Source organism: Streptomyces sp. NBC_00859, assembly GCF_045161865.1.
In the GTDB taxonomy this organism is placed as follows: Bacteria; Actinomycetota; Actinomycetes; order Streptomycetales; family Streptomycetaceae; genus Streptomyces.
On record NZ_CP108826.1, the window covers coordinates 7,624,302 to 7,639,050 of the forward strand.

The 14,749-nt window shown below is 70.9% G+C and carries 10 protein-coding genes and 1 riboswitch; of the genes, 5 read left to right on the forward strand and 5 right to left on the reverse strand.

Annotated elements, in window-relative coordinates; genetic code table 11:
- Window positions 1–6 precede the first annotated feature (6 nt).
- Both OG584_RS33600 and OG584_RS33605 read right to left on the reverse strand, forming a co-directional pair.
- Window positions 7–648, reverse strand: coding sequence for a precorrin-8X methylmutase (locus OG584_RS33600; protein WP_405783493.1), 642 nt, complete (start codon window positions 646–648; stop codon window positions 7–9).
- Window positions 649–652: 4 nt separating this feature from the next.
- Window positions 653–1,972, reverse strand: coding sequence for a cobalamin biosynthesis protein CobG (locus OG584_RS33605; protein WP_405783494.1), 1,320 nt, complete (start codon window positions 1,970–1,972; stop codon window positions 653–655).
- Window positions 1,973–2,077: 105 nt separating this feature from the next.
- A riboswitch (cobalamin riboswitch) is annotated at window positions 2,078–2,232 on the forward strand.
- Between the two features lie 34 nt (window positions 2,233–2,266).
- Here OG584_RS33605 and cobN point away from each other — a divergent pair.
- Entirely contained in the window at window positions 2,267–5,863 is a 3,597-nt protein-coding gene (gene cobN / locus OG584_RS33610; RefSeq protein WP_405783495.1) for a cobaltochelatase subunit CobN, read from the forward strand.
- A 424-nt stretch (window positions 5,864–6,287) separates the two neighbouring features.
- On the opposite strand, the gene OG584_RS33615 is transcribed toward cobN, so the two are convergent.
- Window positions 6,288–8,510 carry an NEW3 domain-containing protein gene (locus OG584_RS33615; protein WP_405783497.1) on the reverse strand — a complete coding sequence of 741 codons (2,223 nt, stop codon included), beginning with the start codon at window positions 8,508–8,510 and terminating at the stop codon, window positions 6,288–6,290.
- Between the two features lie 447 nt (window positions 8,511–8,957).
- Window positions 8,958–9,131: a hypothetical protein gene (locus tag OG584_RS33620; RefSeq protein ID WP_405783498.1), complete on the reverse strand. Its 174-nt coding sequence runs from the start codon at window positions 9,129–9,131 to the stop codon at window positions 8,958–8,960.
- Window positions 9,132–9,540: 409 nt separating this feature from the next.
- On the opposite strand from OG584_RS33620, the gene OG584_RS33625 reads away from it, so the two are divergent.
- On the forward strand, window positions 9,541–11,196 hold the full coding sequence (locus OG584_RS33625; RefSeq protein WP_405783499.1) for a PP2C family protein-serine/threonine phosphatase: 1,656 nt from the start codon (window positions 9,541–9,543) through the stop codon (window positions 11,194–11,196).
- A complete protein-coding gene (locus OG584_RS33630; protein ID WP_405783501.1) occupies window positions 11,193–12,248 on the forward strand; it encodes a B12-binding domain-containing protein in 1,056 nt (351 codons plus the stop codon). Before OG584_RS33625 ends, OG584_RS33630 begins: the two co-directional genes overlap by 4 nt.
- 4 nt (window positions 12,249–12,252) lie before the next feature.
- Here the strand turns inward: OG584_RS33630 and OG584_RS33635 are convergent, their stop codons facing one another.
- The gene (locus OG584_RS33635; protein WP_405783502.1) at window positions 12,253–12,447 is read right to left on the reverse strand and encodes a hypothetical protein; all 195 of its coding nucleotides are present in this window, start codon (window positions 12,445–12,447) and stop codon (window positions 12,253–12,255) included.
- 337 nt (window positions 12,448–12,784) lie between these two features.
- Between OG584_RS33635 and OG584_RS33640 the strand changes: the two genes are divergently transcribed.
- Complete coding sequence (locus tag OG584_RS33640) at window positions 12,785–13,657, forward strand: polysaccharide deacetylase family protein (protein WP_405783503.1); 873 nt, start codon at window positions 12,785–12,787, stop codon at window positions 13,655–13,657.
- Window positions 13,658–13,708: 51 nt separating this feature from the next.
- Window positions 13,709–14,728 carry a zinc-binding dehydrogenase gene (locus tag OG584_RS33645; RefSeq protein ID WP_405783505.1) on the forward strand — a complete coding sequence of 340 codons (1,020 nt, stop codon included), beginning with the start codon at window positions 13,709–13,711 and terminating at the stop codon, window positions 14,726–14,728.
- The last annotated feature ends 21 nt before the right edge of the window (window positions 14,729–14,749 follow it).

Consider the following 14,749-nt stretch of genomic DNA (forward strand, 5'->3'; position numbering starts at 1 on the left):
TCGAGTTCATTCCTCTTCGCTCGCAATGGCGTTGACCGCGGCCGCCGCGATGGCACTGCCGCCCCGCCGCCCGCGTACCACCAGGTAGTCAAGGCCCGCAACGTCGTCGGCCAGCGCGTCCTTGGACTCGGCCGCGCCGACGAACCCCACCGGGACCCCGATGACCGCCGCGGGACGCGGTGCGCCCTCGCGGATCATCTCAAGGAGCCGGAAGAGAGCGGTCGGCGCGTTACCGACCGCCACCACCGCGCCCTCCATACGGTCACGCCACAGTTCCAGTGCGGCGGCGGTACGCGTCGTGCCGAGCTGCGCGGCGAGGTCGGGCACCGACGGGTCGGACAGGGTGCACACCACGTCATTGCCGGCGGGCAGCCGTTTACGGGTCACGCCACTGGCGACCATGGCCACATCGCACAGTACGGGGGCCCCCGCGCGCAGCGCCTGCCTGGCGCGCGCGACCACCTGCGGGGTGTACGCGAGATCGCGGACCAGGTCGACCATCCCGCAGGCGTGGATCATCCGGACAGCGACCTGGCTGACATCGGCGGGAAGCCCCGAGAGGTCCGCCTCTGCGCGGATGGTCGCAAAGGACTGGCGGTAGATCGCCGGGCCGTCCTTCTCGTAGTCGAACACTGTCTTCTCGCTCATTTCGTCACTGCGGGAGGGGCGTGGTGCGGGCTTCCGCCACGGTGGCGGCGAACTCTGAGGGGTCGTTCATGGTGTCGCGCAGCCGCTCTCCGCGTACGGAGATGTCGTAACCGCCGGCCGTGGCGACCACGTCCACCCAGTCGCCGTGCGGGTGTCCGCAGCGCCGCGCGCACCCCGACCAGTACACGGGCAGACCACGGCCAGTACCGGGAGCGGGCGCGGCGTCGGCGCGCACGTCGGCCAGGGACTTGGCACAGCCGGGGCGTCCGATGCATGCCCCCACCCCGTGCCAGGGCGAGTCGGCCGCGGTGATCATCCCTGCGGCCGAGAGCTCGGCGAGGCGGGTGCGGGCGCTGTCCGGGCCCAGACCGGGGAGTACCACTCCCCGCCAGGGGGTCAGCCGCAGCTCACCGGCGCCGTCGTGCAGTGCCGTGCGGGTCAGCAGGCTCCACTGGCCGGCCGTGATGAGGCCCAGCGGCGCCTCGACGGAGAGTGCTGCCCGACCGTCCGGCGCCGGCACGACGCCGGGCTCAGGGCCGGTACCGGATGTCAGCGGTTCTGCCCGTTCCCGGGCAGCGGCCGTGATGCCGGCGGCTGACAGCCGCTCCGCGACCGCCCGTACGAACGCGGAAGGCCCGCCGGGAAGTTCAGCCACCCGCCAGGCGCCGGTACCGGCGTCACGGGCGGCGCCCAGGAAGGTCTCGGCCGCCAGCAGCGCGCAGCGGGCAGCGTGTTCGGGCGGCACCACGAGCACCTCCCGCGCCCCGCCGGCGCACAGCAGGGCGCCGGCGTCCGGAGAAGCGATCAACGTCACATCGGCGCCGAGCCCGGCCACATCGCCCCGGCCGTCGTCGAACGCGAACAGAAAGCGGCCGGACAGCTCGGCAGCCGCGTCGCACGCGCAGAGCAGCGAGTCCAACTCACGTGCCCAGGCGTGCACATCGGCCGCTGCCGGTGATTCGAGTCCGGACAGCGGGGAGGCCACGATGTTGCGGGCCCGCTCGTGGCGCACGGAGGGCAGCAGTCCGGCGTCCGCGAGTACGCCGGCGAGCTCCTGGCCGCAGTCCGGCGCCAGCCCGCGCAGCTGCACGTTGCCGCGTGACGTCAGGTGGAGTGCCCCGTCGCCGAGCCGTCGCGCCGCATCCATCAGCGTCCGGGCCTGGGACACCGTCAGTACGCCCGCGGGGATCCTGACCCGGGCGAGCGCGCCGTCGTCCGCCGTGTGCAGGCGCAGACTCCCCGGACACGCGTCACCGCGGTCACGCCGGGGGACCGGCTGCCGTGGCGGCGGGGGTGCGGAAGTGCGGGGCATGGCGGCGAGCATACCGATCGGTCCGCAGCGGGTCCGTCCTGCGCCGACGTGACGGTCCTTACGACCCGGTGTGCGCGGGGCCGGGTCCGCGGATCCGCCTCCGGCCGCCCGTCAGGTCGTTACTATGCTTGTCGGCGGGCTGATCGGCCCGCAATCGCCTACGACGGCGACAGGGGAGGAAGCCCGGTGAAATCCCGGCGCGGTCCCGCCACTGTGAGCCCGGCTCTCCGAGCCGGGTGAGCCAGGAACTCCCGCCGTCTTAACACCGCCCGGGGCGCGGACACCCCGAGGAAGGCCTGACGCCGCATGCTCCTGCTTCTGTCGACGTCCGACACCGACCTGCTCAGCGCCCGTGCAGCGGACGGACCGGTGGCTTACCGCTTCGCCAACCCGGCCCGTCTCCAGCTCACCGACCTGCCCGCTCTCCTCGAAGGCGCCGACCTCGTCGTCGTGCGCCTCCTCGGTGGGATCCGCGCCTGGCAGGAGGGCCTCGACCTGCTCCTCGCGGACGGCCGGCCAGTCGTCGTCCTCACCGGTGAGCAGGCCCCCGACGCCCAGTTGATGGAGGCGTCGACCGTCCCGGTCGGGATCGCCGCCGAGGCCCACGCCTATCTGGCGCACGGCGGGCCCGCCAACCTCGATCAGCTCGCGCGATTCCTCTCCGACACCGTGCTCCTCACCGGCCACGGCTTCGAGCCCCCGGCGCCGGCACCCAGCTGGGGCCCCCTGGAACGCACTGTCCGCACCACGGACGGCCCGACCGTCGCGGTGCTCTACTACCGGGCCCACCACATGAGCGGCAACACCGCCTTCGTGGACGCCCTCTGCGAGGCCGTCGAGGACATCGGGGGCCGGGCGCTCCCGCTCTACGTCGCCTCGCTGCGGGCCCCCGAGCCGGAGCTCATCGACACGCTGCGCGCCGCGGATGTCATCGTCACCACCGTGCTGGCGGCGGGAGGGACGAAACCCGCCGAGGCGTCCGCCGGGGGCGACGACGAGTCCTGGGACGCCGGCGCGCTCACCTCGCTGGACGTGCCCATCCTCCAGGCGCTCTGCCTGACAGGTTCGCGGGCCGCCTGGGAGGAGAATGACGAGGGCGTGTCACCGCTCGACGCTGCCAGCCAGATCGCCGTGCCCGAGTTCGACGGCAGGCTGATCACGGTGCCCTTCTCGTTCAAGGAGATCGACCAGGACGGGCTCCCCGCCTATGTCGTCGACCCCGAACGGGCCGCCCGCGTCGCCGGGATCGCCGTGCGCCACGCTCGTCTGCGGCACATAGCCCCGGCCGACAAGCGCCTGGCCCTGGTGCTGTCCGCGTACCCGACCAAGCACTCCAGGATCGGCAACGCCGTCGGTCTCGACACGCCCGCGAGTGCCGTCGCCCTGCTCCGCCGGCTCCGTGACCAGGGCTACGACTTCGGCCCTCAGGAGGTACCCGGCCTCGCGTCGGGAGACGGCGACGAGCTGATCCGCGCGCTGATCGAGGCCGGCGGCCACGACCAGGAGTGGCTCACCGAGGAGCAGCTTGCCCGCAACCCGGTCCGTATCCCCGCCGCCGACTACCGGCGCTGGTACGCCACCCTCCCCGCCCCGCTGCGCGCGGACGTGGAGGAGCACTGGGGCCCGGCGCCCGGCGAGATGTTCCTGGACCGCAGCCGCAACCCGGAGGGCGACATCGTGCTCGCCGCCCTGCGCCACGGCAACCTGCTGATTCTCATCCAGCCGCCGCGCGGGTTCGGCGAGAATCCGATCGCGATCTACCACGATCCCGATCTGCCCCCGTCGCACCACTACTTGGCCGCCTACCGGTGGATCGCCGCATCGGCTGACGACGGCGGCTTCGGGGCGGACGCCATGGTCCATCTCGGCAAGCACGGCAACCTGGAGTGGCTGCCCGGCAAGAACGCGGGACTGTCCGCCGCGTGCGGTCCTGACGCGGCACTCGGCGATCTTCCGCTGGTCTACCCGTTCCTGGTGAACGACCCGGGCGAGGGAACCCAGGCCAAGCGACGTGTCCACGCCACGCTGGTCGATCACCTGATCCCGCCCATGGCACGCGCCGAGTCGTACGGCGACATCGCGCGCCTGGAACAGCTGCTCGACGAATACGCTCAGATCGCCTCCATGGACCCGGCGAAACTCCCCGCCATCCGGGCACAGATCTGGACACTCATCCAGGCCGCCAAACTCGACCACGACCTGGGCCTGGAGAACCGTCCGGACGACGAGGGCTTCGACGACTTCATCTTCCACGTCGACGGGTGGCTGTGCGAGATCAAGGACGCCCAGATCCGCGACGGCCTGCACGTTCTGGGTAATCCGCCCGCCGGAGCCGACCGGGTCAACCTGGTGCTCGCGATCCTGCGCGCCCGCCAGATCTGGGGCGGCACCGCCTCACTGCCGGGGCTGCGCGAGGCCCTCGGCCTCGATGAGGCCAACGCCACACGTATCAGCGCCGACGCGACCGAGGAACAGGCACGCGTCCTCGTCGAGGCCATGGAAGCGGCGGACTGGGACCCGGAAGCCGCTGTCAAGGTGGCGGACGGCCACCCGCGGGCAGTCGTCGACATCCTCCGCTTCGCGGCCCGCGAGGTCGTCCCGCGGCTGGCGGCCACCACGGACGAGATCGACCACGCGCTCCACGCGCTGAACGGCGGATTCGTCCCGGCAGGCCCCTCCGGTTCCCCGCTGCGCGGGCTGGTCAATGTGCTGCCGACCGGCCGCAACTTCTACTCCGTCGATCCCAAGGCCATTCCTTCCCGGCTCGCCTGGGAGACCGGCCAGTTGCTCGCCGACTCACTACTGGAGCGCTACCGCACGGACAACGGGGAGTGGCCGGCATCCGTGGGACTCTCCCTGTGGGGCACCAGCGCGATGCGGACCTCGGGCGACGATGTCGCCGAAGCCCTCGCCCTCCTCGGTATCCGCCCCGTGTGGGACGACGCCTCACGCCGGGTCACCGGCCTGGAACCGGTGCCGCTCGACGAGCTGGGCCGTCCCCGTGTCGATGTCACCCTGCGGATCTCGGGCTTCTTCCGGGACGCATTCCCGCACACCATCGGCCTCCTGGACGACGCGGTACGGCTGGCGGCATCACTGGACGAGCCCGACGACCAGAACTTCGTACGCGCCCACACCCGGGCCGACCTCGCCGAGCACGGCGACGAACGCCGGGCCACCACCCGCATCTTCGGCTCGCGGCCGGGCACCTACGGCGCCGGGATCCTGCAGCTCATCGACAGCCGGGACTGGCGCACCGACGCCGACCTCGCCGAGGTGTACACGGTGTGGGGCGGTTACGCCTACGGCCGGGAACTCGACGGCCGCCCGGCGCGCGCCGAGATGGAGACGGCGTACAAGCGCATCACGGTCGCGGCGAAGAACACCGACACCCGTGAGCACGACATCGCGGACTCCGACGACTACTTCCAGTACCACGGTGGCATGGTCGCCACGGTCCGCGCGCTGCGCGGGAGCGCCCCCGAGGCGTACATCGGCGACTCCACCCGCCCGGAGACGGTCCGCACCCGCACCCTCGTGGAGGAGACCTCACGGGTCTTCCGCGCGCGGGTGGTCAACCCCCGGTGGATCGAGGCGATGCGGCGGCACGGCTACAAGGGTGCCTTCGAACTCGCCGCCACCGTCGACTACCTCTTCGGATACGACGCCACCACCGGTGTGGTCGCCGACTGGATGTACGACAAGCTCACCGAGACCTACGTACTCGACCCGGTGAACCGCGACTTCCTCCAGCAGGCCAACCCCTGGGCGCTGCACGGGATCGCGGAGCGGCTGCTGGAGGCCGAGTCCCGGGGCATGTGGGCCGAGCCGGACCCGGGGACACTCGAAGCCCTGCGCCGGGTCTATCTGGAGACCGAGGGGAATCTGGAGGGCGAGGACTGACGGGCGCGCTGCCGGCGGTGGTCCCTGGCCCGGGGTGGTGGTGACAGGCATGAGCGTCACCGCTACCGTCGGCGCCGCAGCGGGCCACCCGGCCGAGCGCAGGTGTGTTCTTCCTGCTCTGTCCAGGTGTTCGCGGTTGCGGCCGGTGCAGGCCCGAACCTGGGCCGGCGTAGCGTTCTCGACGTGGTGATGGGGGCGGGGAGGCGAGCCGACTCCAGATGGAGACAGCCGCGGCATGACGGCCAGTACGCACAGCGGACTGGTGAGGCCTCGCAGACAGGAGCGCTGCGAGGCCTCGTACCGGTCAACGGGTGGACGCCGTCACGCGGTTCCGTGGTTCAGCCGTGCGGCGCCGCCCACCCCTCAGCTGCGGCCTCCATGAGATCCGGACGCTCACCATCGGCACCGGAGCAGGCCATGACCACTACTGCGCCGTGATCGCGAAGAGATGCAGGGCATCCTCGTCCGGGAGAGTCACCGTGCGGATTGTCTTGCCTGTGTCAAGCGGTACGGAGTTTCCGAACAGCTTGTAAGCGCCGCCGAAGTTGGCGGGTCCCTGCGGTGTGTTGCGGTGATCGGTCGTGGCGACCGTCGTGGCGCCGTACTCGGTGCCGGCCGTGCAGCACCAGTTGGGCAGCCCGAGATCGCCGTTGCTGGTGGTGCCGTCCGTGTACGTGACGGTCACCTTGCCCTCTGCCGCACCTGCCTCAGCGCCGAGGAACCACAGCTTCGTCCCGCTGCCTGCCATGTTGATCACCTGACCCGCTGTGGTCACGTTGTCCGGCGCGCCGGGTGCAGTCTTCGGGAACGTCCAGCTGACGCCGTCCTTGGTGACCGTGCCTCCCGGTGTCACACCCGCGGTGGCCAGTGCCTGGGCGGAGTAACTGTCACCGCCGCCGTCGAAGTTGCCCAGTGTGTAGTTGCCGTCCGCCGGCGGGGCGTCCTCACTGGTGATCCCGACATTGTTGAAAGCGTCGGCCAGAGCGGGGTAGGGCACGACCGACACGACGGAACCCTGCCCTGTCGTGCGTGACTCGCCGGCCGATCCTGTGCGGTACCGGGCAGTTGCGCTCAGCGTGACGGTCGTTGTTCCCGGCTTCGTCTCCGGGCCCTTCACTGTGAAGTTCGCTCTGGCCGAGCCACCGGGGGCGATGCGGCCGAGCGATGCCTTCGACGGGCTGACGGACCATCCCTGCGGCACGTTGACTTCGAGCGCGGCCGCGGACAGCCCCCCGGGGCCGTGGTCGGCCAGACTGACCTGCCAGGTCGAGGACGTCCCCTCGCTCCCCGTCCGCTTCCAGGTGATCGCGGTGGCCGGCGGGATCTTGTGCGCCTGCCCGGCGTGTATCCGGTACAGGACGGTGCCATGAGCGGGGACATTCGCCGCGACAGTACCCGTGGACTGTGTTGTCCGCTTCGACCAGAGGTCCTTCAGCAGATAGGAGGAGCCCTTGGGCAGCCCGGCCTTGGACGCCGTGGTCGTGATGGTCTGTGCCTGGTCCGATGAGTTGAAGAGTGCCACGGCCCTGTCCCCGCCGCGGAGTTTTTTCGACAGCACGTCATAGCCGTCGCCCTGCTGGACGATGCGGCCCTGCAGACCTGTCGGATCCTGGTCGACCGCGATGACGTCACGGTTACCGAGCACGGACAGGGCGTCAGGGGATGCTTCGGCCAGGTCGGTGCTGGAGATCAGCGGCGCGGCCATCACCGACCACAGTGACATCTGGCTCCGGATTTCGTCGCCGGTCAGCCGGGACTGGCCTGCGAGCAGGAAGTCCGGGTCATTCCAGCGGCCGGGGCTCTGCAGGTCGGCGAGCGGCACGTTGTAGCCGTAGTTGTACTTGATCGAAGACCACTTGGAGCTCGCCGAGGCCGATTCCATCGCGACGTCGGCTCCCTCTCGCCACAGATTGCCCACCTGGGCAGACCAGGCGATGACGTTGTGCCAGTCCTTCTCGCCCTCGAAGTACGCGGGGGCGGAAACGGAGAAGGTGATGGGCCTGCCGGTGTGCAGGAGAGCAGTGCTCATATCGCCGTAGAGGGAGTGGTAGACCTCGTCGGGCGTCTGGCTGTCACTTTCGGGCACGTTGCAGCCGTCGAGCTTCAGATAGTCGACGCGCCACTGGGCGAAGAGATCGGCGTCCTGCTGGATGTGGCCGTACGAGCCGGGATATCCACCGCAGGTGGAGGTGCCAGCGTCCTCATAGATGCCGAACTTCAGCCCCATCGCATGAAGTTGCTGACCGATGTAGGCCATTCCGTGGGGGAAGCGGTCGGGGTCGGGGACCAGGTCGCCCTTGGCGTTTCTGCTGTGTGACATCCAGCAGTCGTCGGTGGTGACAGTGTTGTAGCCCTTCGCTGCGAGTCCGGAGGTGACCAGGGCCCGTGCGTTGGACAGGACAGTGGCCTCGTCGATGTCACAGCCGTAGTAGGACCAGTTGTTCCAGCCCATGGGCGGGGTCGGGGCAAGATTCGGGTAGGAACTCTCCGAAGCACTGGCGCTTCCCGCACCCTGCGCGGGAAGCGGGGTACCCGCCGCCGCAGCGGACGGGCCGGCGAGCCCGCCCAGGGCGAGCGCGGTGGCCGTCGCCAGGGCATAGAGGCTCCGTCGCAGGGATGCAGGGGTCGGGGTCGTTCTCGCGGACAAGGCGTCTCCCGTCATCGAGCGCGCCTCAGTGACGGCGCGATGGCCAACACCGTGCCTCCGTAGGTTCATTTGTGCAAGATGCCATCGTGTTTCTTGCACAAACAGTCATCTTGGCTGCCTGGGAACGGAGCCGTGATCCGGCCCGTACCCAGGACGGCGAGCACCTTCAGCGCGGCCTCGGAGGTCAGCCCACCCGGCCGCCCGCGCCGCCGGCCGGCCGGGAGGTTCTTCTGTGGAGGCGCCGGAACCCTCGACGGACGCTTGCGGATGTGAGGCGCGCTTGGTGCGCGGGTCGTTCCCAGGATTTGCGGAGGTCTTTTCCGAGGGGCCGGGCGAGACGGAGCAGGCACAGGCACCTATGGCGAGCAATGGGTCCAGGCACTCCTGAGTCTCCAGATGCACTTCCTCCTCCTGCTGCCCGTCGGCCAGCTGAGCCGAGTGCCGGGGTCAGACCTGCGGCAGGGAGAAGGGGACGTGCCCGACGGCACGGCCGGTGGCGTCGAGGCGCCGGCCCATGCGTTTGCGGGTGTGGAGGAAGACGGTGCGGTCACTGACCCTCAGGTGCGGGAAGCGTTCCGCGAGGAGCGCTTCGAAGGGGTCGACGGCGTGCAGGCCGTGCACAAGGTGCCCAGTCGAGCCCGGCCTCATCGGTCACCCCCGCGGCCGCTTCTGCCGGCCGGCGACGGTGAGCCCCACGCGCACCGGGCAAGTACCTCCGCTCAGCGTTGTCGAAGGCAACGAACGTTGGCCAGCCGTCCTAGGTTCCAACCTAGAGCAATCAGCCGGAGTCCCGCCGGCGTCGTCGTGGTGCCCGTCGGCGGGGACCGGCCCGCCGCGCAGCGTGGCGATGCCCCACCCGGGAGAGATGGGTACGGTGGAGGCGGGAGCCGAGAAAAAGGACATATGACATCATGTGGCGACGTGGCAGCCGGCCGGTCGGCAAGGGCGCTGGCCGGGCAACGGCTTCGTCTCCCCTGCGTACGGGCGCCCGCCGCCCTCGCCGGCCCGTGACACCCGACGATGCGGACCGATGCCGATGACGGACGGCGAGCCCACCGACGCCACCTCGGTACCGGGCACTTCGGTGACCGGCGATCGCGCGTCGTCGCAGCCGGTCGCAGGACGGTGGCCCGGCGCCGGACCACCGCGGGGCCTGCTCGATCTGGTGGATCAGGCGGTGGTGATGTGCGACGGGGACGGCGTCGTACGCGGGTTCAACGGCCCCGCGGCAGAGCTGTTCCCGCGGTTGGGGACGGGGCAGGGGCTGGTCGGGCCGATGGCGACGGCCACCGCCCGACTGGCGGAGCGCTTCGAGTGCGATGTCGCCGGGCGCAGGCTTTCCGGTTACCGGCGGCCGTGGAACGGCGGTGTGCTCTGGCTGGTACGCGATGTCAGCGGTGCCCGGGACCGCGAGCGGGACCTGCTGGCGGCGCGGGAACGCTCGTCGTTCCTCCAGGAGACAGGCGTTCGACTGGGGGGCTCACTGCATCACGGCCGCACGGTACGCGCCCTGGTTCAGGCCGCCCTGCCGGTCCTGGCGGATACCGCAATCGCTGTCCTTCCGGTACTCGGGCGACGGTCCACCTGGTACCTGGCAGGGCCGGGCGGGACCACCAGATCGGGCGACATGCCGGCGGAGACGCTGCTGCGGGTGTCACGGGTCGCGCACGCATTGACCGGGCTCCAGCGCCGGGCGGTTGTCTGCCGCCGGGACGAGCTGGGCGGGGTGGGCGCCCTGATGCCGCAAGGCCAGGACGCAGCCGGCGAGGCGCTGGTGATCCCGCTCTCCGGCAACGGGGTTTCGGCAGGTGCACTCGTTCTGGTGCGGGGACCTGAGCGGCCGGGCTTCGGCGAACAGGACATCGAGCTCGCCGACCAGTTCGCAGTACGGGCCGGTCTTGCGCTCGCCACTGCCTCCCTCTACTCGCAGCAGACACGCATCACCGCCGTGATGCAGGCCGATCTGGCCCCTCGTGCGCTGCCCGATGTCGATGGCATCGCACTCGGCGCGGCCTACCGGCCGGCCGCGGAGGCGCTGCTCGTCAGCGGGGACTTCTATCATGTCGCCCCCGAGGACGGCGGAGGCGTGGAGTTCTTCTTCGGCGACGTGCGCGGCAAGGGCGCCGAGGCCGCGTTGCTCGCAGGCCAGGTACGGCAGAGCCTGCGGACCCTGGCGTTGGTGGAGCGTGATCCGCTCGGTACTCTGCGTCTGCTCAACCGGGCTCTGCTCGACGCTGGAAGCCGCTTCACCACACTGGTGATGGGTTCCGCCCGCCGGGCTCCGGACGGCGGGCTGACCGTGACGACGGCCGGTGGCGGCCACCTTCCGCCGCTGGTGCTGCGCCGGGACGGCCGGGTGGAGACGGTGGCGGTCGGTGGGACTCTGCTCGGCATCCTGCCCGACGCGGAATTCGCACTGACGCAATCCCGGCTGGAGCCCGGTGAACTGATGCTGCTCTACAGCGACGGGGTGACCGAGGCGCGCGGCGGCCCGACCGGGGACGCACTGTTCGGCGATGAGCGGCTCATCCGTGATCTCGCCGGCTGCCTGGGGATGCAAGCAGGAGCCGTCACCGAACGCGTGGAGCTTCTCATCACACGGTGGCTGGCCGGGCGCCCCCACGACGACATCGCCGTACTGGCGATCCAGGCCCCGCACGGCCGGGAGGGAGGGGTCCCCCGATGACGGATGCCGTAACGGGGATCACCGAGGAGGTGCGGGCCGCCTTCGACCACCATCTGACCGATGCGGACGACAAGGCCGCCGTCGCACTGACCGTCCGCCTCGTGGAGGACGGCCTGAGTGAGGAGGAGGTACTGCTCGATCTGGTGGCCCCCGCACAGATCGCGGTGGGCTCCCGGTGGGCGGCCGGCGAGTGGACCGTGGCCCAGGAACACGCCGCCACCCACGTCAGCCAGCAGGTGGTCGCTGCCATCGCCGCGATCCGCCCTCCGGACGGCGTCGCCCCCACGGGTGACATCGCCGTCGCCTGCAGCGACGGCGAGTGGCACACCCTCGCTCCGCGCATCCTCTCCGAGGTCCTGCGGTTGCGCGGCTTCCAGGTGCGTTTCCTCGGCGGTCATGTGCCTCCGGCCCGGCTGATCTCCGATCTGCACTCGAACGGACCGGACGTGGTGGCCCTTTCCTGCACCCTGCCGGCCCGCCTGCCGCTCGCGGACCGTCTCTTCGAGGTGTGCAGGACGGCAGGTGTACCCGTTCTGGCCGGCGGGCCCGGCTTCGGTCCTGCCGGTATGTGGGCCCGCACCCTGGGTGCGGACCTGTACGCCCCCGACGCCCGGAGTGCAGCGGAGCTGCTGCGCACCGGGTGGCCACCTCGGCGGACGGGCAGGCCCTCGGTGGACGACCGGTCCGCCGAGACCTACGCATGGCTCGTCCAACAGCGCCCGGCACTGCTGCGGGGCCTGCTGGAGCATCTGCCCGACGGACTCGCCCTCGCGGCCGACCCGGCGGATCCCCAGTTCGATGCCACTGTCGAGCAGCTGGGGTACCTGACGGATTCGCTCGCTGCCGGGGTCTTCGTCGATGATCCGCGGATCTTCACCGACTGCCTCGGTTTCGTCCGCGGTTACTGGTCGGCACGTTGCTCGTCGCCCGATCACCTGGACACGGTGGTGGCGGCCTACGCTTCCCTGCTGCACGACTCGCCCAGGACGCTCGCGCACGTCGTCGCCGGCCAGGAGTGGCTGGCCGGCCCGCCCGGCGATGGGTCGGGCTGAGGTCTCAGGATCCCGCGCCGTCCAGCTCGGACAGAGTGTCCGCATCGCGCACCAGCCCGGCCGACGCCACGTTCTCCTCGATGTGCGCCACCGACGAGGTGCCCGGGACGGCCGGCAGCGCCGGTGACAGGGCCGGCAGCCAGGCGAGTTCGAGCAGCGGGCCGCGACCAGATCGCGGTGAGGACCGGTGTGTCGCCACGTCGCGACGGTGTGAGCCACATCGGTGATGCGTGTGCGCATCTCCTGGACGAGAGGAGCGGCCCAGCTGTGGTCGCCGCCGGAGTAGGGGCGCCCGCGTACGAGAGCGAGCGCCGCCTCCTTGGCCTTTCGCGAGGCCGCGTTCGGCGGGCTGCTGAAAGCGGGGCCAGTCGCAGCGGACTTGGGTGGGCCTTCGGGGCTCCGGTCCCGGCCGGGGCAGCGCGGGCTGCGGGGAACCCGGGCCAGGACTGCCGATGGGCGGGGCCGAACGGGTGGTATCGGCCGTGCTCCGGTGGTGTCGTCCGGGAAATCGCGCGGACGCGTGGCATGACGGTGCCATGAAGTCTGAAAATCATACTAATAGGCAGGGGCGGCGCAGCTTCGTCCGTGGCGCGGTCGGTCTGGGCGCGCTGGCGGTCGGCGGAGTGGTCTCCAGGGCGTGCGGACCGTCAGGACACGCCGCCACGGACGGGTCGGCACCGGCCGCGGCCCCGCCGCACCGTGTTCAGGCCCCGGCGGCCGGGCCTCCGGCGGCCGGGGCCCGGCCGCCCACGTACCGGCTGCGCCCCTTCGCGGGCGAGACGTCCATGGGTGCTCCCGCCGGGAACCCGGCCGTGCGCACCCACGCGGTGTACTTCCTGGAGGACGGCGGCGGCCGGATCGCCCTGACCTTCGACGACGGCCCTGATCCCGTCTACACACCCCAGGTACTGCGCATCCTGGCGCAGTACAACGTGCAGGCGACGTTCTGCGTCATCGGGGAGAACGCCGTCCAGTACCCGCAGTTGCTGCACGACATCGCGAACGGCGGCCACGCCGTCGCCAATCACACATGGACACACCCCCAGCTCACCAAGCTGAAGCCGGCTGCCGCGCGAAGCGAGCTCGAAAGGACCAGCGATCTGATCGAGAAGGTACTCGGCGCGCCGCCCGACTGGGCCCGCGCACCGTACGGCGACTGGAACCCGGCCACCCTCGCCGTCTGCGCCGACTTGGGCATGGAGCCGCTCGGCTGGTCCCTGGACACCAACGACTGGGCGCGGCCGGGGACGAACAGCATCACCAAGTCCGTGCTGCGCGACGTGAAGGACGGCACGATCGTGCTCTGCCACGACGGCGGTGGCGACCGTTCCCAGACCGTGGACGCGGTCAGGGACTACCTGCCCCGACTGCTCGACAGCGGCTACGTCCCCGTCCGGCCCGAGCTCTGACCGCCGGGTGCCGGGACGAACGTCGCCCGCCGCGACACCAGGAGGCCCGTCATGACCGTCGAAGAGGTGCGGGTGGCCAGGTATCCGGCAGGACCGGTACGGGCCGAGGATTTCGAGGTGGCGGGAGCTGGCGCGCCTCCGGCGCCCGGCGACGGACAGGTGCTGGTGGCCCTGCGCGGACTGGGCCTCAACGCCGGTATGGCGACGAGGATCGGCGCCGCGGGTACACCGTACGGCCCGGGGCTCACGATCGGGTCCGTGCCCGCGAGCGACGCCGTGGTCGAGGTCCTCGTATCCCGCAGTGACACATTCCGGCCCGGTGACCTCGCCGTCCGGCCGCGGTCCCCGTGGCGCACCGCCGATGTCGCGGACGCGGGCGAGCTGCGCCGTATCCCGGGGGAGTCGGCGGATCTCCCGCTGGAGACCCATCTCACCGTGCTCGGACATGTCGGTTTCACCGCCTACACCGGCATGGTGCACCTCGGCCGGGTGGCGCCGGCCGAGACCGTCTACGTCTCGGGTGCGGCAGGCGGCGTCGGCAGCTGTGCGGTCCAGTTGGCCAAGGCGCACGGTGCACGGGTCGTCGGGAGCGCCGGCTCGGACGAGAAGGTCGGGCTCCTTACCGGTGAACTGGGCGTTGACGCCTTCAACTACCGTCACGGTGCCGCCCTGGATCTGCTGCGGGCAGCAGCACCGGACGGCATCGACCTGTTCTTCGACAACATCGGCGGCGAACAGCTGGAAGCCGCACTCGAAGTGCTCAACTTCCGTGGCCGGGCGATGATTTGCGGCCTCGCCTCACAGTACGGAACCGCGGGGGCGGCGCGGGGACCGGCCAACTACGCCCGCTTGATCTACCGGGAACTGACGTTGCGCGGGTTCGCGGTGACCGCGCACGAGGACCTGCGCCCACGGTTCGAAAGAGAAGTGGGCAAGCTGGTCAGGGAAGGGATGCTGCGCAGTGTCCATACATCGGTCGTCGGCTTCGAACGCACGCCCGACGCGTTCGCCACCCTCCTGGCCGGCGGGAACAGCGGGCGCATGATCGTGACCTGTGCGCGGGGAATGTGACCTGGTTCCGGGTGATTGTTA

Excerpts from the sequence above, each read along its gene's own strand:
- cobN (WP_405783495.1), top strand. The coding sequence starts at position 2,267 with ATGCTCCTGCTTCTGTCGACGTCCGACACCGACCTGCTCAGCGCCCGT.
- OG584_RS33605 (WP_405783494.1), bottom strand. The coding sequence starts at position 1,972 with ATGCTCGCCGCCATGCCCCGCACTTCCGCACCCCCGCCGCCACGGCAG.
- OG584_RS33625 (WP_405783499.1), top strand. The coding sequence starts at position 9,541 with ATGCCGATGACGGACGGCGAGCCCACCGACGCCACCTCGGTACCGGGC.
- OG584_RS33645 (WP_405783505.1), top strand. The coding sequence starts at position 13,709 with ATGACCGTCGAAGAGGTGCGGGTGGCCAGGTATCCGGCAGGACCGGTA.
- OG584_RS33640 (WP_405783503.1), top strand. The coding sequence starts at position 12,785 with ATGAAGTCTGAAAATCATACTAATAGGCAGGGGCGGCGCAGCTTCGTC.
- OG584_RS33630 (WP_405783501.1), top strand. The coding sequence starts at position 11,193 with ATGACGGATGCCGTAACGGGGATCACCGAGGAGGTGCGGGCCGCCTTC.
- OG584_RS33600 (WP_405783493.1), bottom strand. The coding sequence starts at position 648 with ATGAGCGAGAAGACAGTGTTCGACTACGAGAAGGACGGCCCGGCGATC.